The 24,069-nt window shown below is 41.0% G+C and carries 22 protein-coding genes; 5 read left to right on the plus strand and 17 right to left on the minus strand.

Annotated elements, in window-relative coordinates; translation table 11 throughout:
- The 4 genes from H6G97_RS09385 to H6G97_RS09400 form a co-directional block, all read right to left on the minus strand.
- On the minus strand, positions 1–1,001 hold a 1,001-nt coding region (locus H6G97_RS09385), incomplete at its 3' end, for an ABC transporter ATP-binding protein (RefSeq protein ID WP_190940357.1).
- Positions 1,002–1,456: 455 nt separating this feature from the next.
- Positions 1,457–3,091, minus strand: a complete 1,635-nt coding sequence (locus H6G97_RS09390) for an ABC transporter permease (protein WP_190940358.1) — start codon at positions 3,089–3,091, stop codon at positions 1,457–1,459.
- Between the two features lie 58 nt (positions 3,092–3,149).
- Positions 3,150–4,160, minus strand: coding sequence for an iron ABC transporter substrate-binding protein (locus tag H6G97_RS09395; protein ID WP_190940359.1), 1,011 nt, complete (start codon positions 4,158–4,160; stop codon positions 3,150–3,152).
- A gap of 365 nt (positions 4,161–4,525) precedes the next feature.
- A complete protein-coding gene (locus tag H6G97_RS09400; RefSeq protein ID WP_199349325.1) occupies positions 4,526–6,220 on the minus strand; it encodes an iron uptake porin in 1,695 nt (564 codons plus the stop codon).
- A 481-nt stretch (positions 6,221–6,701) separates the two neighbouring features.
- Between H6G97_RS09400 and H6G97_RS52310 the strand changes: the two genes are divergently transcribed.
- Positions 6,702–6,968: a transposase family protein gene (locus tag H6G97_RS52310; RefSeq protein WP_190940361.1), complete on the plus strand. Its 267-nt coding sequence runs from the start codon at positions 6,702–6,704 to the stop codon at positions 6,966–6,968.
- A 168-nt stretch (positions 6,969–7,136) separates the two neighbouring features.
- Here H6G97_RS52310 and H6G97_RS09410 read toward each other — a convergent pair whose 3' ends face one another.
- From H6G97_RS09410 to H6G97_RS09425, 4 genes are all read right to left on the minus strand, one after another.
- Complete coding sequence (locus H6G97_RS09410; protein WP_190940362.1) at positions 7,137–8,987, minus strand: sensor histidine kinase; 1,851 nt, start codon at positions 8,985–8,987, stop codon at positions 7,137–7,139.
- Positions 8,988–9,006: 19 nt separating this feature from the next.
- A complete protein-coding gene (locus H6G97_RS09415; RefSeq protein WP_242054873.1) occupies positions 9,007–9,807 on the minus strand; it encodes a phosphate/phosphite/phosphonate ABC transporter substrate-binding protein in 801 nt (266 codons plus the stop codon).
- A gap of 807 nt (positions 9,808–10,614) precedes the next feature.
- Entirely contained in the window at positions 10,615–10,995 is a 381-nt protein-coding gene (locus tag H6G97_RS09420; RefSeq protein WP_190940363.1) for a DUF423 domain-containing protein, read from the minus strand.
- Between the two features lie 100 nt (positions 10,996–11,095).
- Positions 11,096–11,584 carry a hypothetical protein gene (locus H6G97_RS09425; protein WP_190940364.1) on the minus strand — a complete coding sequence of 163 codons (489 nt, stop codon included), beginning with the start codon at positions 11,582–11,584 and terminating at the stop codon, positions 11,096–11,098.
- An 83-nt stretch (positions 11,585–11,667) separates the two neighbouring features.
- Here H6G97_RS09425 and H6G97_RS09430 point away from each other — a divergent pair, with 83 nt between their 5' ends.
- Positions 11,668–11,823: a hypothetical protein gene (locus H6G97_RS09430; protein ID WP_190940365.1), complete on the plus strand. Its 156-nt coding sequence runs from the start codon at positions 11,668–11,670 to the stop codon at positions 11,821–11,823.
- 48 nt (positions 11,824–11,871) lie between these two features.
- Here the strand turns inward: H6G97_RS09430 and bchM are convergent, their stop codons facing one another.
- Complete coding sequence (gene bchM / locus H6G97_RS09435) at positions 11,872–12,558, minus strand: magnesium protoporphyrin IX methyltransferase (protein ID WP_190940366.1); 687 nt, start codon at positions 12,556–12,558, stop codon at positions 11,872–11,874.
- Positions 12,559–13,115: 557 nt separating this feature from the next.
- On the opposite strand from bchM, the gene H6G97_RS09440 reads away from it, so the two are divergent.
- Positions 13,116–15,197, plus strand: a complete 2,082-nt coding sequence (locus tag H6G97_RS09440; RefSeq protein ID WP_190940367.1) for a cation:proton antiporter domain-containing protein — start codon at positions 13,116–13,118, stop codon at positions 15,195–15,197.
- A gap of 141 nt (positions 15,198–15,338) precedes the next feature.
- On the opposite strand, the gene cysK is transcribed toward H6G97_RS09440, so the two are convergent.
- Complete coding sequence (gene cysK / locus H6G97_RS09445) at positions 15,339–16,301, minus strand: cysteine synthase A (protein WP_190940368.1); 963 nt, start codon at positions 16,299–16,301, stop codon at positions 15,339–15,341.
- A gap of 18 nt (positions 16,302–16,319) precedes the next feature.
- Complete coding sequence (locus H6G97_RS09450) at positions 16,320–16,790, minus strand: RrF2 family transcriptional regulator (RefSeq protein WP_190940369.1); 471 nt, start codon at positions 16,788–16,790, stop codon at positions 16,320–16,322.
- A 227-nt stretch (positions 16,791–17,017) separates the two neighbouring features.
- On the opposite strand from H6G97_RS09450, the gene cysE reads away from it, so the two are divergent.
- Positions 17,018–17,743, plus strand: a complete 726-nt coding sequence (cysE, locus tag H6G97_RS09455; protein WP_242054869.1) for a serine O-acetyltransferase — start codon at positions 17,018–17,020, stop codon at positions 17,741–17,743.
- A gap of 204 nt (positions 17,744–17,947) precedes the next feature.
- A complete protein-coding gene (locus H6G97_RS09460; RefSeq protein WP_190940370.1) occupies positions 17,948–18,538 on the plus strand; it encodes a Crp/Fnr family transcriptional regulator in 591 nt (196 codons plus the stop codon).
- A 6-nt stretch (positions 18,539–18,544) separates the two neighbouring features.
- Here the strand turns inward: H6G97_RS09460 and H6G97_RS09465 are convergent, their stop codons facing one another.
- The 6 genes from H6G97_RS09465 to H6G97_RS09490 all read right to left on the minus strand — a co-directional run bounded on the left by H6G97_RS09465 (position 18,545) and on the right by H6G97_RS09490 (position 23,819).
- Positions 18,545–18,880, minus strand: a complete 336-nt coding sequence (locus tag H6G97_RS09465) for an NIL domain-containing protein (protein WP_190940371.1) — start codon at positions 18,878–18,880, stop codon at positions 18,545–18,547.
- A gap of 22 nt (positions 18,881–18,902) precedes the next feature.
- Entirely contained in the window at positions 18,903–19,568 is a 666-nt protein-coding gene (locus H6G97_RS09470; protein ID WP_190940372.1) for an NIL domain-containing protein, read from the minus strand.
- A gap of 745 nt (positions 19,569–20,313) precedes the next feature.
- A complete protein-coding gene (locus H6G97_RS09475; protein ID WP_190940373.1) occupies positions 20,314–20,580 on the minus strand; it encodes an NIL domain-containing protein in 267 nt (88 codons plus the stop codon).
- 150 nt (positions 20,581–20,730) lie between these two features.
- Positions 20,731–21,606, minus strand: coding sequence for a sulfate ABC transporter permease subunit CysW (gene cysW, locus H6G97_RS09480; RefSeq protein WP_190940374.1), 876 nt, complete (start codon positions 21,604–21,606; stop codon positions 20,731–20,733).
- Entirely contained in the window at positions 21,596–22,453 is an 858-nt protein-coding gene (gene cysT / locus H6G97_RS09485) for a sulfate ABC transporter permease subunit CysT (protein ID WP_190940375.1), read from the minus strand. The genes cysW and cysT overlap by 11 nt, the downstream gene beginning before the upstream one ends.
- A 220-nt stretch (positions 22,454–22,673) precedes the next feature.
- Entirely contained in the window at positions 22,674–23,819 is a 1,146-nt protein-coding gene (locus H6G97_RS09490; RefSeq protein ID WP_190940376.1) for a sulfate ABC transporter substrate-binding protein, read from the minus strand.
- Between the last annotated feature and the right edge of the window lie 250 nt (positions 23,820–24,069).

Raw genomic sequence — 24,069 nt, forward strand, 5'->3', positions numbered from 1 at the left:
TTTACTTGTGTTCCAATGGGTAAAGCTATGCTGGCTGGTGTTCGTGCATACAACTTCTTTCCAGAGGGAGTATACAAGCTATATCGATATTCATGTCCTAAAAAGAAACGTGTTTCAATCTTCATTGCACCATCACTAGCTGGGTGCAAAATAATGTCCTCTTCGCGGATCATTAAATCTCCTTTGTCTTGAAAAATCTTACTTTCCAGGGCAAAACATCCAATTTCGGTTGCCCAGCAATTTCCTTGTAACTGCGCTGGCAAAAAGTTAGCTTGGGTGACAAATTCGGCTACAAAGCGAGACGCTGGCTGAGTATAAACCGCTTCTGGTGTGTCTATTTGCTCGAATTTGCCTTGCCGCATCACCGCTAATTGGTCAGCGATCGCTAGGGCTTCTTGTTGATCGTGGGTGACAAAGATACCCGATATACCTTTATTTTTAAGAATTGCTAACACTTCCTCGCGCAATTTCAGCCGCACTTGTAAGTCTAGATTGCTCAGGGGTTCATCTAAGAGTAGAAGTTTCGGTTGGGGAGCTAAAGCACGGGCAAGGGCTACCCGTTGTTGTTGCCCACCAGATAATTCATGAGGGTAGCGCTTTTCTATTCCTGGGAGTCTGACTAACGTTAATAACTCTGCAACTTCTTGGCGGCGTTCGCTTTTTTTCACCGACTGCAAGCCAAAAGCAATATTCTCAGCCACAGTTAAATGTGGAAACAAAGCATAATCTTGAAACAGCATCCCAAAATTGCGTTGCTCTGGCGGCATCCAGTGACCATCACCCGCTACTAATTGTCCAGCAATTTCTACAGTTCCCGTCTGTGGCGACTCAAACCCAGCAATAATTCTAAGGAGCGTAGTTTTCCCGCACCCTGAAGGCCCCAATAACCCCAGAACATCCCCTGGTGCTAACGCTAAACTCACCCCAGCCACTGCCGGAGCATTCATTTGAGCAAATTTGAGGGTTACATTCTCCAACCGTAAAATTGCTGATGCAGCCATTGAGTCATCCTTTTGTCTTAGCTTAAAAGGGAGTGAGGAGATGGGGCGGGGAGCAGGGGAGGCATGGAAAATGAGGAAGATGGGGATAGCACTGTCAAGGTGAGTTTTGTTTTTATTACCACCTCTGAACTCCTCAGTTGAGCCTTTTTACTCGGCAGTTGAACCTTTTTACTCGACAGTTGAACCTTTTTACTCGACAGTTGAGCCTTTGAACTCGACAGTTGAGCCTTTGAACTCGACAGTTGAGCCTTTTTACTTGACAGTTGAGCCTTTGAACTCGGCAGTTGAGCCTTTTTACTCGACAGTTGAGCCTTTGAACTCGACAGTTGAGCCTTTTTACTCGATAGTTGAGCCTTTGAACTCGACAGTTGAACCTTTTTACTCGGCAGTTGAGCCTTTAAACAAACCTCGAAAGCTGAAATCTCCCTCATCTCTCCTCCCTCCCCTGCCTCCCCTCAATCCACCTCCCTTTGCAAACTGCGGCGTACTTCTGGGACGAGTTCTTGATAGCGATTTTGAGACAAAACCAAGAATGTGGAACTAATGGAAATTACCAGCATGATTAATGCCGCCGCCGCCGCCTGGCTGTAAGAGACATTTTCTGTTGCTTTCCAAATTTGGGTAGCTAGGGTATTAAAACCAATGGGCGCTAATAGCAAAGCGACAGGTAACTCTTTAATTGCCCTCAAAAACACTAATGCAGCTCCTGCTAAAACCCCTGGAGTTACTAGTGGTAGGGTAATTTCTTTGAAGGTTTGCCAAGGGTTTCTACTTAAACTCTGGGCAGATTCTTCTAATTGAGGATTAACCTGAAGTAGGGAACTTCGTACTGTTCCTACTGACTGGGAAAGGAACAACACTAAATAAGCAAAAATCAGCATAGGCAATGTTTGATACAACCAAGGCAAGTAATTTGCTCCCCAAAACACTAACGAAAAGGCAACTACAATACCAGGTAAACCAAAGCCAATGTAACTACAGCGTTCGATGGCTGTTGTAATCCGACTAGGAAAGCGCACAGCCAAGATTGCTATTGGCAGAGCGCAACAGGTAGCAGCTAGGGCGGCCAATCCCGAAGCTAACGCTGAGTTCCAGGCGAGTTGTGTTAGTTGTAACCAAGAAAAAATTTGTTCTGCTTCTAAACTGGCTAAACCTTGAACCAGCCAGAACACGGTTACAGCTACAGGCAAGAATAAAGCCAAGCTAGTGACGGTGAAGCAAAACAAGATGGCAGGTATTTTCCAAACTTCCAGATGAATTAATTTTGGTTCATGGTGGGACTTATTACCACGGGTATAGTAAACAGCCCGCGATCGCATTTTGTATTCCAGCCACAACAACAGCAATACTAAACTCACCAGCATCAAAGCCAGCGCTGCCGCCTGATAGCGATCAAATGTATATCGGTATTGCAAAAAAATTGCCTGCGTAAATGTCTCAAACCGCATAACGGAAGTTGTGCCAAAATCCTGCAAGGCATTGAGAGCTACTAGCAATCCTCCCGCAACGATCGCTGGGCGTAACGCAGGTAAGGTAATGCGCCAGAAAGTTTCTCTTTGGTTACAACCTAAACTTTTAGCAGCTTCTTCCATTTTGGGATCGATGCCTTGCAAGCCAGCCTGGATACTCAGCAGTGAGTAGGGATAGGAAAATAATGTCAGCCCCAAAATTGCGCCAGTCCAGCCATATATTTCTGGCAAAGCTTCTACTCCTAAAGGTTCTAGCCAGAGTTGCAACCAGCTACCTTTCGGGCCAAAAGCAGCAATCAAAGCAAAACTACCCACATAGTCAGGTATGGCTAAAGGTAGTGTTGTTACCATTAGCCAAAATCGCCGCCAAGGTAAATCTGTCCGCAGCGTGAGAAATGCTAATGGTAGTGCGATCGCTGTTGTCAGTATAGTAGTAGCTACAGCCAAACCAACGCTATTAAACAAAACTATCAGTGTGCGAGGACGCAAGACCAAAGCCAATAATTCCTTTCCACCAACACCAGCCATTCGCATAACTAAATAAGTCAAAGGCAGAGTGATTGCCACAGCGATTAATCCAGCTGTAACTACCAAAAATAAAGGTGGATGAGTTTTAGTCATTGGTCATCAGTCATCAGTCATCAGTCATCAGTCACCAGTCCCTTTATCTCCCGCCTATTTACAACAAATCAGCTTCTTGAATTAGTGAGATTGTTCCCTTGAGATCCGATAATTTACTTAAATCAATATTGGGTGGTTGCAATTGCTTGAGAGGTAATTGCTTTTGCCCTACCGCAATACCTGTGACTAATGGATATTCGTAAAAACTTTCGGTAATGAACTTTTGGGTTTCAGGTTTGAGCATATAAGCCACAAACTTTTCTGCATCACTCTTTTGATCAGTGCTTTTTAGGACTGCTAAACCTGCGACGTTAATCAAAGCTCCTGCATCACCTTTTGTATGGTGGATAGCCACTGGAAAATTGGGATTGGTTTTGGTAAACCGATACAGGTAATAGTTATTAACTAATCCCAAAGCGATTTCTCCCTTTCCTAGAGCTTCTACGATCGCACTATTTTTAGGGTAGGCTTTAACACCGTTAGCTTTCATGGCTTTCAACCACTCTAGGGTTTTTTGATCCCCTTCCATCAGTCGCATTGCAGTTAGAAAGGAGAGAAAAGAACCGTTTGTAGGGGCCCAACCAACCTTACCGCGCCATTTGGGATCGCTCAGTTGCAGTACACTTTTGGGCAGTTCACTAGTTTTGACAAGCTGAGTATTATAGTCAATCACCCGTGCTCTTCCCGAAATACCAACCCATTGTCCTGAAGAAGAACGAAATTGCGGATCAACTTTGTTGAGTAATTGGTTAGGGAGAGGTAAAGTCCGTGCTTCTCTGGTTATAGCTCCTAATGAACCCGCATCCTGAGCATAAAATATATCAGCACGGCTATTTTTGCCTTCTTCAATGAGAGCGATCGCTAGTTCTGTAGAATCACCATAGCGGACTTCAATGTTTAGCCCCAAATCTTTCTTCGCTTTCTGAATTAGGGGACGCATGATTTCTTCATCTCGCCCTGAATAAACTGTTAATGTTTTTGGGGTATCTGCTACCGCAATTCCAACTCCCCAACCCAAAAACACAGCAGTAATTGCACCAGAGATTTGCCGTAGTTGATGTGAAATCATTAATTAGCCTCGGATTCCAGATTCAGAATTACAGGTCAATTCATCTGACCAATTTTTGTCAATATTAATTACCTGTAAAGGATTAACCCTTGATTTTGGTAAGGATAGGTTACGCCGAAGGACTGTGCAAGTTAAATTTAGAACATCAAAAGGTTAAGAAAACTTGCTCATGCCTTTTACTCAGCCCCATTGACCGTTGATGAGCAAGAAACGAGGTCTTTGAGAAATTTAAGGTGAGTTCGACAAACCTCTCCCTACGTTGAACTAAAGTTCAAAGCTGTCCCTCTCCGGCTCGGAGAGGGACGATTTTGCGTAGTAAAATCAGGGAGAGGTCTTTGTGATTGAGCTTAAGCAAAGACTTTGGCTTAGAAAGTAAAAGTAGTACGTACTACTCCCACATAGATATTAGAGTTGTTGCTATTACCTTCAGGATTCAAGATGGTGATTAATCCTGGGGTAATAGCAATATTGTCATTGAGCTTATATCTATAGAAAGCCTCTAAATGATAGGAGATATCATCGTCTTGGCGACGATTATTACCATTTACAAATTGATTGTCAGCAACGTAAGGCGGTACACCAAACACAATACCGCCAAAATTTCCTTCTCTACCCAAATCAGGAAAGCCTAGCTGAACGGCCCAGTTCCAAATCTCTGCATTGCTCCGAGCAACGTCTGTATTCTCAGCTTGGGCATTGGCGTAGCTGCCCCAAGCAGTGATAGTAAACTTAGGACTAAGTTTGTAATTTCCAGTCACACTATAGTTATTTACAGAAGTTCGCGCCCCGTTGAATGGGTTGTTAGCAAAACCAGTACCAGTGCTACCAGTAACTCCGCTACCATCAGTGTAATAGGCATTGACATAAGTAAAAGCCAAACTTAATTCTGAGGTTGGTTGGAAAGTCAGTTGACCTAATGCAGAGTAACTACCATTAAAAATGCCTCTACCGTTATTGGGGTCATTACCAACACCCGATGGCACAACGTAACCAGCAGTTAAGGTGAGAGCATCATTGAACTTTTGATTAATGATGATACCTGGCCCTTCTGCTGCTCGATAAATTGGGTTATAACGCCCAAAACGAGATAGCGCACCGGAACCACTAGAATCAAAGTTGCGACTGAGAGCAGGTACTTCATCAATGTATTCCAACCCTTCGGTTGCGATGTTAAAGGTTGTGGAGTTGCCTACAGGGAAACGGTAAAACAGAGCTGATATGCTGACATTGTTGGATTCATTGCCATCAAACCCTAAACGAGTTTGGTTAGTACCAGTTACGGCTGTATTGAATGAGGTGATATTTCTCGCTTGTAACCTAACTCTGAGGCGGTCTTTACCAGTGAAGCTACTATCAAAGTTTAACCGGACGCGATCGGCAAAAATCACATTTTCATCCAGTTCTGGTCTGGTATCGCCACGATTTTGAGCATCGGTGTTGATTGCTCTATCAGAGCCAAATGCACCAGCCAGTGCAAAAACTGCTTCTCCCCGCAGTTGAGTAGTTGCGGAGAATTGTTGCGACTCTAAAGTTGCGCTACGAGCTTCTAGAGTATCTACTTGACCTCGCACAGTTTGCAACTCAGCAGTATACTCTTCTTGCAGCTTTTGCAGCGTTGCGATGTCTTCTTTTTTCACCAGATCAGCCGTACTAGTAGCTATAAGTTGATTTATCTGATCTAAACAAGCATTCAAACCAGCAGCAAACTCATAGCGAGTCAAGGCCCGATTACCCCGATAAGTTTGGTTAGGATAACCTGCAATGCAGCCGTATCGCTCAACCAGGGATTGCAAAGCCTGGAAAGCCCAGTCTGTAGGTTTGACATCAGAAAGCTGTGAAACTGAAGTTACTTGTCCGATATTCTCAGCACTGCTAAAACTGGACGGTTGATTTCTTGCAGGTGCTTGATTTAAAGGTACTTCAGAACCCATCGCTGGTACTACAACTATAAATAAGCCGAAAATCGCTGGACTACATAACAAAGAATTCAACCAAAAATTTTGCACGAATATACCCTCACACTTGGTGGAAATTAGTGAAAAATAAAAATTTACTAACATTAAATTTTCTGCTAACTGGAAAAGCAAAAATATTAGCAATATGGATTTAATTAATTAGTGATTTTAACCTTAAAATCACTAATTAATGTTAGAGAAGGAAAAATAATCTTTTAAAAGAAAAATTCTTCCAAATTATCTGTAACAATATCAAAGCACAACTATGTACCATAATCTAAAGATTGTGTTGAAAGAAAAATAATTGTCATTTCTTTACCTGTCCTTAACTAAATGAATATTAATAGATTAAAGATTATCTGTATTTTTTAATTGAATCTAGGACTTACGCAACTGGCACAATGCGATCGCTAGTTAATAGTACACAAGTATTAATTAAATATTATTTTGAAAGCTTTGTCTTCGTAATAGAACCCAAGTATTCTTATGTGCTTGGTTTGATTTAAATTGTCGTCTGTCAGGGCTGCGCCCTGCCCGCTGTCTTATAAAAGAAGGCGCAATATGGTAAGATACAGCGCAAATTATAGTGAAAGCATCTACTGCTGTGTCCGAAATCGAAATTATAAAAGCTTTTGCAGATATAAAAGACCCCCGTCGCCGCGCCGGACAGCGACACAATCTTCCATTATGCCTAGCACTCTTCACACTGGCGATAGCCGCAGAAAATAAAGGATTTTTAGCAATTGGAGATTGGATTTTAAGCTACCGTGAGCCGTTAATTGACCTTTTTCAACCCCCAAAAAATAGACTACCAACTTATATAGCACTGTGCGTCGTGCCTTATTACACGTAGATTACGAAGATTATTCCGTGTGTCTTGAAATAGCCCTGGATTATCTGCGACTGCATCTTTATTTTCACCTGTTATAGTTGCATATCAGTGGGTTGATAAAGCTAGTAATATTCTCAATAGAAAATAGCTCTTGATGCTGCTGGAGTCAAACCAAGTTATCGGTAACTATTAACAGAAAGTTTTAGGTAAAATGATTGCAAACTCTGCTCCTCCTTGTAATTCTGGCATTAATTCTATTTTGCCTTTATGTTTATCAATTATCTGATAGCAAACACTTAAACCTAAACCAGTACCTTTACCTACTGGCTTAGTTGTGAAAAAAGCGTCAAATAATTTGTTTTTAATCTCTGGTGAAATCCCAGGGCCGTTATCCCTGATTCCTACTTTGATATAAATATCATCTATATTTAATGTATCTATAATAATTTGTTTCCTTTTACCTGAATGAGCCTTTTGATCTAGCAGAGCATCTATCGCATTATTCAGAATATTCATAAACACTTGATTGAGTTGTGCTGGATAACACTCAACTAAGGGTAAATCTCCATATTTTTTAATTACTTCAATTTCTTGTTGAAGTCGGTGATTCAGGATTAACAGGGTATTATCAATACCTTCATGAATATCTACCTGTTTCATATCAGCTTCATCTAATCGTGAAAAATTCCGTAAAGATAACACAATTTCACGAATACGTTCAGCACCAAATTTCATAGAAGAAAGTAAAAGTGGCAAATCTTTATTAATAAAACTTAAATCAATTTCTTCAATTTTTTCGTCAATGCTCCACAGAGAATTTGGGTACTCCTGCTGATATAAACTCACGAGATTAAGCAAATCATCAGTATAGTCATTAACGCATTGAATATTACCGTAAATAAAGTTAACAGGATTATTAATTTCATGAGCTATCCCTGCTACCATCTGACCCAGAGAAGACATCTTTTCTGTTTGAATTAATTGTCCTTGGGCTTCTTTTAAGTTTTGCAGAGTTTTTTGAAGTTCTTGAGTTCGTTCTTCTACTCGTTGTTCTAAATTTTGACGAGCTACTTCTAATTCTTGGGTTCGTTCTTCTACCCGTTCCTCTAAACTTTGGTGAGCTAGCTTTAGTTCTTGGGTGTAATCTCCCACCCATTCCACCAATTGATTTAAGGAAGTAGCTAATGTTCCTACTTCATCGTTGCTTGCAACATTAGCTCTGAGTTCAAAATTTGACTCTTCCGTGATTTTTCTAGCAACGCTAGTAACTATTTGTAAGGGACGGGCAATTAATTTACTAGTATATATTGATAGTATAGCTGCGATCGCAGCTGATAACACCATACTTCCAACAATAACTTTAATTCGCAATTCTTGGACATTATCAAAGCTAGTTTTTGCTTGCTTTTTTTGGATTTCAGCATATCCTATAAGCCGAATTAACTCATCTGATAGTTTCTCGAATTCAACAGAAATATTAACTTCTTTTTTGATAAAATTTAGTAATTCTTCCCGATCTGATATTTTTTTTGCTGGAAATTTATTTGGTTCAATCTGCTGCCAAAAATCTCTTACTATGCGATTATATAATTTTGTGTTTTTTTTATAATTATTTAATAGCATCAACAAATCTATATTCTTTATTCTTGAATAATAAGCATAATTATTTGTAAAAGTTTCTAGTTTTGATAGCTGCTGATTAACTTGACCCATTTCATCAATAAATCTATTTTTTTCAAATTCTAACCAAATAGAGTTTTCTAACACAGTAACTAATCTTTGTGGATGTAGTCGCACTCTAATTATGGAATTTTCTAAATCTTTTAATAGAGATTGTTGTTGATAAGTTAAATCTAATTGCTGTTGAGGAAGTTTTTCATAGTGTTGTGCAAGTAATAAACCACTTGTTGTACCTATGAAAGCAATACTAACTGCTAGTGTATAGCCATAACTAATCTTTTTAGCAATATTCCAGTTATTGCTAAAAGAACTAAGTAATATAAAAATCTTATTAGCCGAGTATTTAGTAGCAGCTATCATTGATTTATCGATTATAATCTTATAAGAAATTTCCTTGTCCGATTTTTTGATAAACTTGACGAATCATATTATAGTCAGCATCATTTGCTGTAATTAGTTTGCCTCCTTTATACTTTTGGTTTGCTTTAGCAGCCACTAAACTTTGAATTAGTTTATCCTGATGCTGAATCATGCGCGATCGCATATCTTCTATAAAGCTAGATGCCAACTGGTTACTAGCAACAAATACATCACCAGGAAGTAGTGGGCCTTTAAAAACCACAGAAAAATCTTTTTCAATTAAGCCTTCAGATTCCAGAATGTTTTTATATCTATCAGATGCAGTCGCCCAAGCATCTACCTCACCTTTTTTTAAGGCTTGTACTCCTTTATCATCCAACATCACAGTTTTGAAGTCAGTTTTTGGATCTAATCCAGCATCTATCAGTAGCTTTGTGGGAGCAAGATGCCCAGAGGTTGAGCCAATGTTTCGCATGGCAATTGTTTTGTCTTTCAATTGAGCTAATAATTTAATTGGACTACCTGCACGAACTACAATAATGGAGTGGTAGTTGTTGCGCTCAATGGCAATTATCGGAATAGCCTTTGCTCTAGCGTTTAAAATCAAGTATTCTGAAGGCCCTGCAAATACAATATCAACCTCTCTTGATAACAGTGCTGGTGCTGCTGCCGTGGGATTCTCTACAGGAAAAAACTCAATTTTTATGCCTAATATTCCTTCTAATGTAGTGCGAAAAACTTCATAATCTCGTTGCAAGTCTTTAATTCCAGCAACATCTGTAACTGCAAATTTGAGCTTTTTTGGTGCAGTCATTGCCATTTGATCTGAGCTATTATTAGTAGAATTTACTCCTGTTGTGCAGCCAGCAGCAAACAGAGCGAATACCAAAGCAGGTTGCGCCGTTTCATAGGTCTGAATTATATTACAAATGTAAAATTTCTTAGTTTTTATTTAGCAATATACTTGTGCAGTTTATTGCTTTTTTATATTCATGACTTCTGTAATATTACGGAAATACTCTTTATAGATTTGGCAATTTTATTTATTGGAAAATATTGGGTACATCTCACTTTATAAAAAATACTTAGCAATTAAAAATCCTGGTTCATGTTACGCTGAAAAAAATTCCAATACACAGCTTTATTAAAGAGGCAATAAAAAATAGAAAAAATTGTTTCTTGTTCGCTTATTTAAGGAAAGCTTCTATTGGGTTTTTGAAGAAGAATTCAGAAGTCAGAATTCAGGAGCGGACCCAGAGAGACTCCGCCTCCGATCAGAATCAATGAGTGGGGGATTCAGACTCGCCACTCATTGTAAACCGCTAAATGAAGATTTAGCGGGGGTCTTAAACCCCTAGATTCATTCACCAGTCGTACAGAATTCACCCTGAATTCTGACTCCTGACTCCTGAATTCTGTTTGATAAATCTAAAATCAGTTGTCAAAAGGAGGAAATTAAGCCTCGGAGTTAGAAGTTAAGAGTCTTGGCGTTGCTGATTAGATGTATGAATCTTAGTGCAGAGATGTGATATAGCAACTTTCTACTTTCGAAATCATCCAAATCATTTTTATACCGGAATTCAGCAATACTAAAATTTTAACTACTAACTCCTAGCCTTTAAGTTGTTTACAACTTCAAATTCCAAGCCGCAAAAGCTAAAGTACCCCAACCAGCAAGAAAGGCTGCACCGCCTAGTGGTGCGATCGCTCCTAAAGATTTAATACCGGTTAAGCTAAGGGCGTACAAGCTTCCTGAGAAAATAGCGATGCCAATGATAAATAGCCATCTACTAGCTACGAGAGCGGGTTGAGGTGATTCGGTGCGACTAATTAAGATTGCTACTAAGAAAAGTGCTAGAGCATGATACATTTGGTAACGAGCGCCAGTTTCAAAAATTTCTAGCGCTCGCTCACTGATTTTTTCCCGCAAAGCATGGGAAGCAAAAGCACCAGCAGCAACTGACAAACCGCCTAAAATGGCAGCTACGCTCAAAAAAATCTGCGTCATTAGACTTAGCCGTAAGTTAATTATTAGTCATAAGTCATTGGTCATTAGTCATTAGTTAATAACAAAAGACTAATAACAAAAGACCAAGGACAAATAACAATTAGACATCAAAATGATATGATACAGCCCCTTCTTCGTTCACCTTAAAGTTTGCATTGAAGTCTTTAGCTTTTTCATCTAAATATTGTCTGGCGTGCGCTGCGGGTAGTTGTGACTTCATTGCAAAGCCTAAAACAGTTACGCGCCCATGATTTTCTTGTAGCATCTGATAAAAAATTGATTGCAGGCGATCGCTAACTTGTTGATTAATCGCTTTTTTCTCATGCTGACTTTGACGGTATAATCCTAATGCTAACCATGCGCCCAATGTTAGGGTAGGAATACCAAAAATTAGACGTTCTACCGCAGTATTATCAATTACAGGGGTAGTTGTTACTGTTGAGAACTCAACTGAGCCATCCCAAGCTAAGGGTATGGTAATTGATTTTTCCGTAGTCGTTTTATTAAAAATCGCTGCTGCTGATAGCATTACAAACATGAATCCCATTGTCAGTAGCCAACCTGCGGCCAATTTTTCAGCAGTTTTCATAGTCCCACTTCAGATTTAAACTTTGCTAGAAATTCTAACCTTACTTTCGCAAAGGTTCCAGTATATTAACCTAAAGGTGAATTTTGATTAGTTGTTTTCACTATTTTTTGGGAGTTGCTGCGATCGCTATAATAATTCATGTTCCAAATCGGGGCGATGTCTCCGACGGGCTACGCCTACGCCACAATCAAAAGCAAAACTCAGCACCAAATGCGACATCTCTCAGTGTTAACCCTTGAAAATGTTAAACCGCAGCAAAGGTATAATATTTTGCTGCGGTTTTTAGCTTAATTACGTGTTGCTTCCAGTAGGCGGGAAAAATAAAAGCGAGTCTTTGTCATCGCCTGTCGTTGCAAAGAAAAGCCATTACTTTCCAAGATTCTCACCACATCAGCCTCACGATGCAAATATGCACGAGTCGCTTTACTTGGGCCAGGAAAGAAGCTGCCAATTTTCTTGAGTATACTCAGGGCGCAGGTCTTCGGCGCAAAACTGAGAATTATCCGCGATTGTGCCAAAGAACAGAGGTGAGATATCATCTCATCCGCTTTTTCTTGGGGGTAGTGGATAAGAACATCTAAGCAAATAACGGTATGGTAACTACCACTCAACGATTCTAAATCCTGCACAGCAAAAGTGGGATTTTCGTCATTTCCCAAAGTTTTCTTTGCTCTATCTTTGCCTTCTTCCACCATTTTTTCAGAAATATCGGTGGCATAGACTTTAGCACCATCTACAGCTAGGGGGATGCTGAGACTACCAACACCACACCCAGCATCACAGATGGATAGCTGTGGTAAATTGTTATCAGCCTTCAGCCAGCCGAGAACTGTATCCACGGTTTGCTGGTGTCCATTGCGGATGTCTAATTGAACTTTGTTGACTTCGCCATCACCGTAGATTCGCTTCCAACGGTCAAACCCTGTGGAATTGAAATACTCTCGAACAATAGTTTTGTCGTCGGCTGCGTTCATAAACTTTGATTTTTAGGGGTTCCCAATGCTTAAAATTATCATTGATAGGAACCCACAGGAGCGCTCTTCCAGATTTTTCTAGATATAGTGTAGAGAAGGAGGTTAGGGGACTTCCAACTAAAAGAATACTCATCGCTTTGGTGATCTGGCGTTGCAGGGGGCGCAGGGGAAGGAGGGGAGGAAGAATCTAACGAATGATCGTCTTCGCTCCCAAAATTGAATAATTTAATTTTGGGAAGTTCCTAGCACAGATATACGCCTCTACTTATTCAAACTAGAAATGCTATATTTAATCGATTATTGTCATTTTATGCTTTTTTGGAGCGATTTTATCTTATTTAAACATTTATTCTTTTGATTACTATAAATTACATCACTATTTCACCCTGTAGAGAGGTATAATCCCTTCTTCAGGTAGAGTCGTGATTGCGATCGCAACATTTATGCTGTTAATGATTTAATTATCTGTAATCAATAAAACTAAAGCATATAAATTTCTAAGTAATATTTCGTATGCTTCTTGTACATTTACTATTTATTTAGGCTTATTATTACGCATGGCACTGAACGCGCTCACAGATAGTCCTATTGTTGCATTTACAATTCTCCTGACAGTAATCTTTACTGTACCTCCTATATTTGAGCGGCTGCGACTACCGGGATTAGTAGGTTTATTAGTAGCAGGTGTAGTACTAGGACAAAATGGATTAAAGTTGTTAAATCATGAGTCTGAAACTATCAATCTGCTCTCCGACATCGGGAAGATTTATTTGATGTTCGTGGCCGGTTTAGAAATTGACTTAGAGCAGTTTCGTAAAACGAAAAATCGCTCCATTGGGTTTGGTATACTGACATTTTTAGTACCGTTACTTGCTGGCATTGCTGTCGGACGTTTATTCAATTTTAGCTGGAATGCTTCTGTATTAATTGGTTCTTTACTGGCCTCTCATACCCTCTTGGCATATCCAATTGTGAGTCGTTTGGGAGTAGTAACGAATGAAGCTGTAACGGTCACAATTGGTGCAACAATTTTTACTGACACAGGCGCTTTGCTAGTATTAGCAATTTGTGTCGGAATTCATGGCGGAGAATTTTCCGCCTTAAGTTTAGCAACTTTGTTAGGTGGATTAGCAATTTACTCTGTTGTTGTTCTGTTTGGCTTTGACTGGGCAGGTAAAGAGTTTTTTCGCCGCTCTGGAGATGAACAAAGTAATCAGTTTCTGTTTATATTACTAGCATTATTTTTGGCATCTGTCGGAGCGCAGGTAATTGGAATTGAAAAAATTGTTGGTGCTTTTTTAGCAGGTCTAGCAGTCAACGACGTTTTAGGACGTAGCCCAGTCAAAGAAAAAATTGAGTTTATTGGTAGTGTTTTATTTATCCCTTGTTTCTTTGTGGACATGGGATTATTAATTGATATTCCTGCATTTATAAAAACTCTCAGTTCAGTTTGGCTGACTGTGGTAATTGTAGTAGCTTTGATTGGCAGCAAATTTATTGCAGCATTTTTAGCAAAATTGTTATACCGCTATAATACGGCGGAATTGATGACGATGTGGTCATTGTCACTACCACAGGTAGCAGCCACACTAGCAGCAGCCTTAGTTGCATATCAAACGGTAAATCCTGCTGGTGAACGCTTAATTAGTGAAGGTGTTTTAAATAGTGTGATTGTCCTCATGCTAGTGACAGCTATCTTTGGCCCAGTGATCACATCAAGATTTGCTTCTTCACTACAGCTTTCTCAGGCAGATTTTGAGACAGATAGTTTGGCAACTTGGTGGCAAGGTAATGAAGATGAACAAGTAGAGCAAAAACAATATCCCTTTACTGTAGTAGTGCCAATATATAACCCTCAAACGCAGCGTTATCTAATAGAAATGGCAGCACTACTGGCTAGTCATGAATCTGGAAGAATTGTGCCATTAGCTATTACTAGAGCGCATGTGCAGATGGATGATCCGCAATTAGTAACAGCACTCGACAAAAGCCGGGAAAGATTGAATTTAGCTAAAGAAATCAGTCAAGAATTTGAGGTGGAAGTATCACCAGCAATTCGGATTGATGATGATGCAGCTTTGGGGATTAGCCGCACTAGTCGAGAACAAAACGCTAGTTTAGTAGTAATGGGTTGGTCGCAGACAAGAGGTTTGCGTGCCCGCTTATTTGGTAATGTCATTGATAGCGTGTTCTGGTCTTCTCATTGTCCGGTAGCAGTAACACGGCTGTTAAGCAGTCCTAAGACAATCCAAAGAATTCTTGTACCAGTTGGAGACTTAACCCGCCAAACTATCGGTGCTTTAAGGTTTGCCCAGATTTTGGCCGATGTCAATCAGGCGGAAGTTGTACTGTTACACGTATATGATCGCAAATCACCCCCAGATCGAGTAGAAAAATTTGTATCCCAATTGTCTGATATCGCTTCTAAAAGCCAGTTACAGGTGAATACTAATATCCAAACAATCAAGGGTGATGACGTTGCCAGAATAGTAATTCGGGAAGCTGAGGCCTTTGATTTAGCAGTATTACGTTCCGTCCGTTATCGCACAGCCGGAGGATTAGCCGTCAGTGAAGTCACAACGCAGATGATTCAACAATTGAAGTGTTCAATTGTGTTGTTGGGAGAGCCGCATTCGTGATGTGTAAGTCAGGAAGAGGGGCAGGGGGCAGGGCAATACGGTTCGGTTAAAGGGGAAAGGGAAAAGGGGAAAGGTTTTGAATACATCCTTTACCCTTTACCCCTTACCCTTTCCCTAAACAACAAGGAATGCTATGTGGTATCAAACTTTACTCAACCACTCATTTTCCTCTGGGTTTTTGAACAATGAAGTACTGAGGTAGCGTTCGCCGAAGCTAGGCTGTATCATCACGATTAGGCGACCTGCATTTTCTGGTCTTTGTGCCACTTGAATCGCCGCATATAAAGCAGCGCCAGTAGAAATCCCCGATAGCAATCCTTCTTCTTTTGCTAGGCGACGGCTGTAAGCGATCGCCTCCTCATCTGCTACCTGAATCACCTCATCTACCACTTCTGGACGGTAAATTGCTGGCACAAATCCCGCACCGATACCCTGGATTTTATGAGGCCCCGATTTACCACCTGCTAATACTGGGCTGCTGCTTGGTTCAACTGCGATCGCTTGAAAGCTTGGCTTCCGTTTTTTAATAACTTCTCCAACTCCCGTAATCGTCCCACCAGTACCGACTCCCGCCACCAGAATATCCACCTCTCCATCGGTATCATCCCAAATTTCTTCTGCCGTGGTTTCGGCGTGAACTTTTGGATTAGCGGCGTTGCGGAACTGCTGCAACATATAAGCATTGGGCGTTTGAGCTAAAATCTGCTCTGCACGACCGATCGCTCCTCGCATCCCTTCTACCCCTGGCGTTAACTCTAATTGAGCGCCATAAGCTTTGAGCATTGATCGTCTTTCCTGGCTCATTGTGTCAGGCATCGTTAGAATGAGATGGTACCCCTTGGCGGCCGCCACCATCGCCAGCGCAATTCCTGTATTTCCAGAAGTCGGCTCTACTAAAACTGTTTTTCCAGGGTGAATTAAGCCTGCTTCCTCCGCCGCTTCCACCATACTCGCACCAATCCGGTCTTTCACAGAAGATGCTGGATTCATGCTTTCTAGCTTCACCACAATCCGAGCAACCGCTCCTGAAGCTTGGGGAATCTTGTTTAATTGAACTAAAGGAGTCCGTCCGATTAACTCTGTGATATCTTTCGCTATCCGCATATTAGTACTCCTTGGTGACTAAATATAATACATTGGACTTTCCTGTGCGCGAGTTTCCCTTTCCTGGCACAAGTCTTGGAGTGTATAGCGACCCAAAACTTCAATTGAGGCAGCGTTGGCTTGCTCCCAGACTTCATAAACTAGAGTCTTTTCTAGAGTCGGAGAGTTAGAGGTATCTTTCTCTTTCCGTTCGCCTTCGACTAAAGTGACAATTTCTAGCATTGTGATCTGCCAAGGTTCACGAGCTAAAACAAAACCTCCTTTAGAGCCGCGTTGACTCTGCACCACACCAGCACGCCGGAGGTTGGTCAAAATTTGTTCAAGATAGCGTTCAGGTATGAGTTGCTTGGCAGTGATCTCGCTCATGGTTAGAGGAAGTTTTTTCTCGTGGTGACTTGCCAGTTCTAAGAGTGCTAGCAGTGCGTATTCCACTTTGGAAGACAGATCCAAAAGAGCATAGTTTTGGCTATTCAAGACTGTATTCAACATACTACGGTGAATTGGGCGGTTTATCGCAGTTTATGCGAAATTAATTTTTCTCAACAGTGTGGAATGTGATAGCATCCCACTTACTACCCACAAAAGCAGTATACACTATCGACTTACCGTAGATTATTATCTTACACAATTCCCATAAATGACTTCATCTTTTTGTGGGAACTAACCTGAGTTTCTGTTTTCAGAGCCTCACTTACCAACAAAAATCCCGACAGAGTATGCTACTAACTGATTTGCGAACCATTTTTGAGCGTGACCCAGCAGCCCGTAACTGGCTAGAAGTATTGTTCTGTTACCCTGGACTCCAAGCTTTGGTGTTTCATCGATTAGCGCACTGGCTGTATAAAATTGGAATTCCCTTTATACCAAGGCTCATCTCTCATATTAGTAGGTTTATAACTGGCATTGAAATCCATCCTGGGGCATTAATTGGCCAGGGAGTATTTATTGACCACGGTATGGGAGTAGTAATTGGCGAGACAGCGATCGTGGGCGATCATGCCTTGATTTATCAAGGTGTTACCCTTGGCGGAACTGGGAAAGAAAGCGGCAAACGCCATCCAACTTTAGGCTCTCATGTAGTTGTGGGAGCGGGTGCAAAGGTATTAGGAAATATTCAAATTGGTGATCGCGTCCGTATTGGAGCCGGCTCTGTGGTGCTGCGAGATGTCCCCAGTAATACTACTGTAGTTGGGATTCCAGGGCGCGTGACTCGTCAGAACAACTCGTCTACCAATGTTTTGGATCATGATAAAGTACGCGACGTAGAAGCTGAAGTCATCCGCGCTTTATTTGAACGTGTCAAGGCTCTAGAGAAACAGTTTGAGCAGTTAGAACAATCTAGTTTGTCCCCAACTGAGCTTGGCGAGGAACCAACCGACAACCCTAAGAGCAAAAATTCTGATGGGATGATTGAAGATTTTCTCGATGGTGCGGGAATTTAATTTTGGGCATTGGGCATTGGTAAGAGGCAGGGGGCAGAGGAGAAAGAGGTAATATTTTTATTCTCCCTTTATTCTCCCCCTTGCTCCCCGCTCCCTGCCCCTCTGCTTCTTCCCCACTCCCATCTTTAAAATATTCATAGCCTCTCAGAACCTGATATAAATATAATACTACGGTTAATTTATCGGAGAATAGTTTTATATATTATGGTGGCTTTGTACACAAGCTTATCTAGCTCAAGAAGTAATAATACCAAGGAACTTTTTGCCCGTAGGTCATTTCTACCAGAGCATCAAAACGGACTTTGGAAGATTGAAACGGGTTTTGTCAGGACTTTTACCTATCTGGAAGATGGTACAACTGTCGCTCTGGGATTGTGGGGGCCTGGAGATGTTGTTGGTAAGGCTTTGTCAAAATTAGATCCTTATCAAATGGAATGCCTAACTAAAGTAGAGGTGACGATCTTACCTTTAGAGGAATGGACTCAACTAACAGAAACTCTACTTAACCATATCCAACAGGCTCAAGAATTGATGGTTATTCGTAGCCATAAAAAAGTGGATACTATGCTTATCAAGTTGTTGGCATGGTTATCTAAAAAGTTTGGTTCGGAAGTTGAGAAGGGACGTTTAATAGATATGCGTCTGACTCACGAAGACTTGGCAGAAATGCTTGGTTCAACTCGTGTTACCATCACTCGTGTTCTTGGGCAATTTGAGCAAGAGGGCTTGATTGATCGTCTCTCTCTGCATCGAATTGTGTTGCGAGAAGAAGAGATTTGGTACTACGAAATTTAGATGATTTCAGTAAAACCAGCTATCGCCGTCAGCATTCGGCTTGCCCACAATTCTTAGATTTAGGGATTCCAGGTAAGCCAGACCGCTACAAATTTGTGGCGCTGTTCCCCGAAGTTCAATGTCAAAATACCCTTCTCCATCTATATTTGGTTGTAGGAGAGCCTTAGTAATATTAACTACCAACCCATAAACAGAAATTAGCTGCGAAATTACAGGCACTTGCAAATAGTACTTGGGAATATGTATCCGCAGACGAATCTGAGTGACTTGGCTTTTTGCATAGACTGAAGAAACCAGTGATAATCTGGCTTGGGAATTGGTTTGATTATTTAATGCTGCCATTGGATAGTGACTATTTTATTAATTAGCGTAGGCGTAGCCCGTCGTAGACATCGCTATAAACACTAGACAAATCCAACCAAATTGGTAGCCCCAGTTTTTCTAAATAACTCAGGCTAGAGTAGAGTTGCTTTGTTCTCCCCCACAAATCCAAGTCAAACCAGCCATCATCTTCGGTATCGGGTTGCAGTCTAGGGCTGGTGATATTGACTGTTAGTCCATAACGAGAAACTAACTCAGAAATTATCGGTTCTTGGTAATAAGATTTTAAGACGCATAGTTGCAAGCGTAATCGATTGGTTTGACCCAAAGAAATCCATTGTTGGAGTTGTTCTTGCCATTGATTTGTCAGCCATGCAGAATCTTTGGGACTCTGTTTGCTCGTTGGACTTGGGAAAGTTAAAGAGGGCTGGTTGGCTTGAATTTGGGTAGCGATCGCTAATTCCAATAAATTCACTCCCAATCCTTGCAAGTAAGATAGGCTATTTGTCAGTTTTTGGGGATTTCCCGAAAGTTCCAAATCAAACCAGCCATCGCTGTCATTGTCTGATGTCAGAGATGCAGCTTTGATATTGACGGTTAAACCATAACGAGACACCAGCCGCGAAATTACAGGTTGCCTGTGATAACGCTGAGGCACGAGAATGCGGCTGTGGACTGAAGCGGGTTCTACAGATTTACTCTGAGGCATTAGATTAATTCCCAATAGCAATGCCTAGGTTGGGCTGCGCCTACACAATTTTTAGGTTTGGCAGAGAATTTTGCTAATGCCGTACCCCTGCAACTCAACTGCCCTTCCTTGAATGTCAGCCTCATAGAGATTTTCATATTTCTGGCTTCTATTAAACTACGGTAACACTATCGGCTTAATGCATTTATTTGTTATGTAAAGGACAATCTCACAAACTACTTAAAAAAGCAATCTGCAAATTCACTTAATGTAAAATAAATTTGTGTAAACTAATTGACTAAAAGCTAATTAAGAATTTCTGATATCTGTCCGTTAGATGATATTGTCATTATCTTAGAATTAAAACTGAAGGGCGATACTCATTACCAAGTAATTAAAGGGTTGCTGAAATCAGCTTAGGTGATGTTGTAAAAATTTTGTTAGATTTTATCTGATAGTGGTCATACTGCAAGTATCAAATCTGTAATAGCAGGATATTTATTCAATATGCAAGGGAATAAAGTTTACTATGATGTATGTGGTAAAAACTCCAAAAAACAACAAAGTTTTGATTCACAAGATTTTGAAAAACTAATTTCTATCGTTTATTAAATAAAAACCTAACCCCCTAACCCCCTTCCCGACGCGGGAAGGGGGGAAATTCAAAGTCTCTCTCCTAAAAGGAGAGAGAAATAGAAGTGAGGTTAATATTAAGTATGAGGACGTGCAGCTATCTGTACGTTCCTATTATGTATTGCTACAACCCTTACCAATCAGTTGCTTTACTGTCATCCCAGACTTCCAATTCCAAGTCGCGGAGATAGGTTAACCCGCTCTGAATTTGTGCATCTGTTCCTTGTAATTCAAGGTCAAACCAACCATCACCGACAGCATTGGCTCCCAAAATTGCTGCCGTGATATTCACAGTCAGTCCATAGTCAGACACCAGGCGAGAAATGACAGGTTCCTGGTGATAATCTTTAGGAATTCTTAGTCGAATTCGTTTGTTGGTAAGTGTATTGTCAGTAGCCATATCTGAATTATTTCAATCCCTAATCGGGATTGGTACAGAACTACTCTTAACCCTAACGGTAATTTCCTGATAGGTACTAAGTAGATCGTACCACGTCCCATGATTTGCTTGTATCTTAATTCAAAGGATAACTATAAGCCCTTGATTTTTCTATTCAACATCTTTAATGCTGGTTTTCCGTTCCAGAATCTCTTTCAGCACCAAGGTTACTACTGCTAGCAACGCTAACAGTACAGCCGCAGAAAAGGCAGCTTCGGTTTCGTATTGTTTGTAAGCATCTTCTACAAACAGTGGTAGGCTCTGGGTTTGGGTTGCAATATTGCCAGATACTACCGAAACCGCCCCGAATTCACCCATTGCCCTAGCATTGGTTAAAATTAAACCGTAGAGTAAACCCCAACGGATACTAGGCAGAGTGACGCGCCAAAATATCTGCCAATCTTTCGCACCTAGAGTTCTAGCAGCTTCTTCTTGATCCTTACCAAATTCCTCTAAAACAGGAATTACTTCCCGCGCTACAAAGGGCATACTCACAAAGGCTGTAGCCAGCACCATACCTGGAAAGGCAAAGATAATTTTGATATCAAGTGCCTGAAGCCAAGGGCCAAACCACCCATTACGCCCGTAAAGTAGCACAATCATCAATCCTGCGACTACGGGCGAGATGGAAAAGGGCAGGTCAATAATGCTTAAAACTACAGCGCGTCCGGGAAATTTATGGCGAGCGATCGCCCAAGCTGCACATAGCCCAAACACAGTATTCACAGGCAGAGAAATCAAAGCCAGCAATAGTGTTAGCCAAGCTGCATGGATAAAAGCTGGTTGCGACAAGTTGGCAAGAAATGGCCCAACTCCTTTGCTAAAAGCTTGGGTGAAAACGTTGATTGTCGGGATGTATTGAACTAGGGCTAAATAGGCGATCGCTATCCCAATTAAAAGTATTGGCACCCAACTCTTCTGCTCTTTCGGCTTGGCTGTATGTGTATCAGATGCAGATGAGTGAAAACTTGGCTTATCAAGTGTCATATCGCCTTGCCCATGCTTGTAAGAAATTAATTGCCAACAGCAGTACCAATGAAATTGATAGTAAAACTATGCCAATTACTGTTGCACCAGAATAGTCATACTGCTCTAATCGCTGAAAAATCAACACAGGTGCGATCAAATCTTGATAGGGCGTATTAGAAGAGATAATCACAGTTGAACCATATTCCCCAACTGCACGGGAGAAACCCAAGGCTACACCAGTTAAAATTGTCGGAAATAAAGGTGGCAAAATCACTTTCCAAAAGGTCTGCCATTGAGAAGCACCCAGACACCAAGCAGCTTCTTCTATTTCCTGTTCCATTTCTTGAAGCACAGGTTGCACAGTTCTCACAATAAAAGGTAGTGAGATAAATATCATTGCCACCGCTACTCCTGTGCGGGTAAAAGATACCTTAATTCCTAGAGGTGCTAGTAAAGAACCTAACCACCCGTTATTGCTGTAAACTGTTGCCAAAGTTAACCCTGCTACGGAAGTTGGCAGTGCAAAGGGTAAATCTACTGTGGCATCAATCAAGCGTTTTAAAGGAAAGTCGTAGCGAACCAGAACCCAAGCAATCAGAGTACCAAAAATGCCATTAAGGAAGGCAGCAAATAGCGCTGTAACAAAAGTGACATTGTAGGTGGCTAATGCAATATCACTGGTTGCGATCGCCCAAAATCTCGTCGGAGGTTCCGTACTCGCTTTCAGGAACATGGCAATAATGGGGATAAACAACATCACTGTCAAGTATCCTATGGTGATTCGCCAAGTCCAGGGAACTCGCCCCAATCTCTTCCAGAATGGCGTTTTGCGTTCAACTTCCAAAGAAGGAGATACAGTTGTCACGTGGCTTCGCTCCGAATTCAAAATTCAAAATTTACAATTCAAAAAAAATTTTAGTCAGTATTCGTAATTGTTAATTCGTAATTCCTATAGCGGTTCCCATTCAAATGCGGTACAAGATTGATTATATGTAGGGGCACGGCAGTGCCATGCCCTTACGGGTGTACTTTACTTGCCCACATACGAACTACGAATTACAGATTAGGAATTACAAATTATTTAGTTACCGTCTCTTTTGGGCTTGAATCTTGTCAAATACACCCCCATCTGTGAAAAACTTCTGATCAATTGCTTCCCAACCGCCGAATTCTGAAACTGTACCCAAAGTTTTCACCTTGGGAAATTTATCTGTAGCAGCTTTAGTTTGGGCTACTTCCTCATTTGCAGGTCTGAATCCTAATTTTACAAACTCTTCTTGTGCTTCTGGAGTATAAAGGAATTTGACAAATCCTTCAGCAACTTCGCGGGTTCCGTGTTTATCGACATTTTTATCTACCACTGCGATCGGGTTGTCGATAGATATATTCACATCGGGAACAATATAATCAACTTTTTCGCCTTTTTGTTGTGCCAGAATAACTTCGTTTTCGTAGTTAATTAAAACATCCCCTTGACCCTGCTTGGCAAATGCATCAGTGGCTTCCCGCGCATCCTTAGTTAAAACTGGCACATTATTGTAAACCTTAGTGACAAATTCTGTAGCTTTAGCTTCATCACCACCAGTTTTAATTACAGAGTTCCAAAGTGCCAAGAAATTCCAGCGAGCAATGCCTGATGTTTTTGGATCAGCAGTAATCATTTTTACATCATCTTTCGCCAAATCTTCCCAGGTCTTAATACCTTTAGGATTACCTGAACGAGTTATTAACGCCGCTACAGATTTGGAGACAATACCATTGTTGGGAACTTCTTTCTCCCATCCTGGTTGAATCAATCCAGCCTTCTCAATCTTTTGGGTGTCTCCAGCTAATGCCAGGTGGACAATATCTGCTTCCAAACCATCGATAACGGCACGAGTTTGGGAGCCAGAGCCGCCATAGCTTTGCCTAAAGACGACAGTTTGGTTATGGTCTTTTTTCCACTGTTCTACAAACTTAGGAATGATGGCTTCGTGAGCTGCTTTGGTGACAGCAAAAGAAACCAGGGTTAGTTCAACATTATTCTTAGTTGCAGCTACAGGGCTGGCACTAGGACCTTCTGTGGAGGAATTACTGCCAGTTCCACCGGAGCAGGCGGCAAGCGCCACGCTCAAAACAGTTCCTACCAAAAAGAGTGATACAAAGCCTTTGAGCGAATTCAGTCTGAACCGATTGGTTCTATGTTCAGCAATCGCTTCTAATCTTTTCAATAGGCGTTGCCACAAACTCATTCCATTTCCTCCACTAAATCTACAAATAATTGATGGGAATACAGTTATATAGTGTTTATAATACTGGATGATTCCATCTATGTAGTTGCAAACACCAAAAAACCTCACATTCTTTATCAAGAATATGGTGATTCTACCAGTTTTATGAGGAATTACAATTGTTTTATTTTCAACTCTCAAATTGTCATCATAATTCGCTACCTAATGGATCAAGCAAATTGCTAGGGAATGGTTAATTAGCGATCGCCTT

Source organism: Nostoc flagelliforme FACHB-838 (genome assembly GCF_014698065.1).
In the GTDB taxonomy this organism is placed as follows: Bacteria; Cyanobacteriota; Cyanobacteriia; order Cyanobacteriales; family Nostocaceae; genus Nostoc; species Nostoc flagelliforme_B.

Bases quoted from the DNA above. Each gene is read 5' to 3' on its own strand.
- H6G97_RS09410 (WP_190940362.1), bottom strand. From the start codon at position 8,987: ATGATAGCTGCTACTAAATACTCGGCTAATAAGATTTTTATATTACTT.
- H6G97_RS09390 (WP_190940358.1), bottom strand. From the start codon at position 3,091: ATGACTAAAACTCATCCACCTTTATTTTTGGTAGTTACAGCTGGATTA.
- H6G97_RS09395 (WP_190940359.1), bottom strand. From the start codon at position 4,160: ATGATTTCACATCAACTACGGCAAATCTCTGGTGCAATTACTGCTGTG.
- cysE (WP_242054869.1), top strand. From the start codon at position 17,018: ATGCTACTAACTGATTTGCGAACCATTTTTGAGCGTGACCCAGCAGCC.
- H6G97_RS09400 (WP_199349325.1), bottom strand. From the start codon at position 6,220: ATGTTAGTAAATTTTTATTTTTCACTAATTTCCACCAAGTGTGAGGGT.
- cysW (WP_190940374.1), bottom strand. From the start codon at position 21,606: ATGACACTTGATAAGCCAAGTTTTCACTCATCTGCATCTGATACACAT.
- H6G97_RS09415 (WP_242054873.1), bottom strand. From the start codon at position 9,807: ATGGCAATGACTGCACCAAAAAAGCTCAAATTTGCAGTTACAGATGTT.
- H6G97_RS09420 (WP_190940363.1), bottom strand. From the start codon at position 10,995: ATGACGCAGATTTTTTTGAGCGTAGCTGCCATTTTAGGCGGTTTGTCA.
- cysK (WP_190940368.1), bottom strand. From the start codon at position 16,301: ATGCGGATAGCGAAAGATATCACAGAGTTAATCGGACGGACTCCTTTA.
- H6G97_RS09475 (WP_190940373.1), bottom strand. From the start codon at position 20,580: ATGGCTACTGACAATACACTTACCAACAAACGAATTCGACTAAGAATT.
- H6G97_RS09425 (WP_190940364.1), bottom strand. From the start codon at position 11,584: ATGAAAACTGCTGAAAAATTGGCCGCAGGTTGGCTACTGACAATGGGA.
- H6G97_RS09470 (WP_190940372.1), bottom strand. From the start codon at position 19,568: ATGCCTCAGAGTAAATCTGTAGAACCCGCTTCAGTCCACAGCCGCATT.
- H6G97_RS09440 (WP_190940367.1), top strand. From the start codon at position 13,116: ATGGCACTGAACGCGCTCACAGATAGTCCTATTGTTGCATTTACAATT.
- H6G97_RS09465 (WP_190940371.1), bottom strand. From the start codon at position 18,880: ATGGCAGCATTAAATAATCAAACCAATTCCCAAGCCAGATTATCACTG.
- bchM (WP_190940366.1), bottom strand. From the start codon at position 12,558: ATGAACGCAGCCGACGACAAAACTATTGTTCGAGAGTATTTCAATTCC.
- H6G97_RS09460 (WP_190940370.1), top strand. From the start codon at position 17,948: ATGGTGGCTTTGTACACAAGCTTATCTAGCTCAAGAAGTAATAATACC.
- H6G97_RS09490 (WP_190940376.1), bottom strand. From the start codon at position 23,819: ATGAGTTTGTGGCAACGCCTATTGAAAAGATTAGAAGCGATTGCTGAA.
- H6G97_RS09450 (WP_190940369.1), bottom strand. From the start codon at position 16,790: ATGTTGAATACAGTCTTGAATAGCCAAAACTATGCTCTTTTGGATCTG.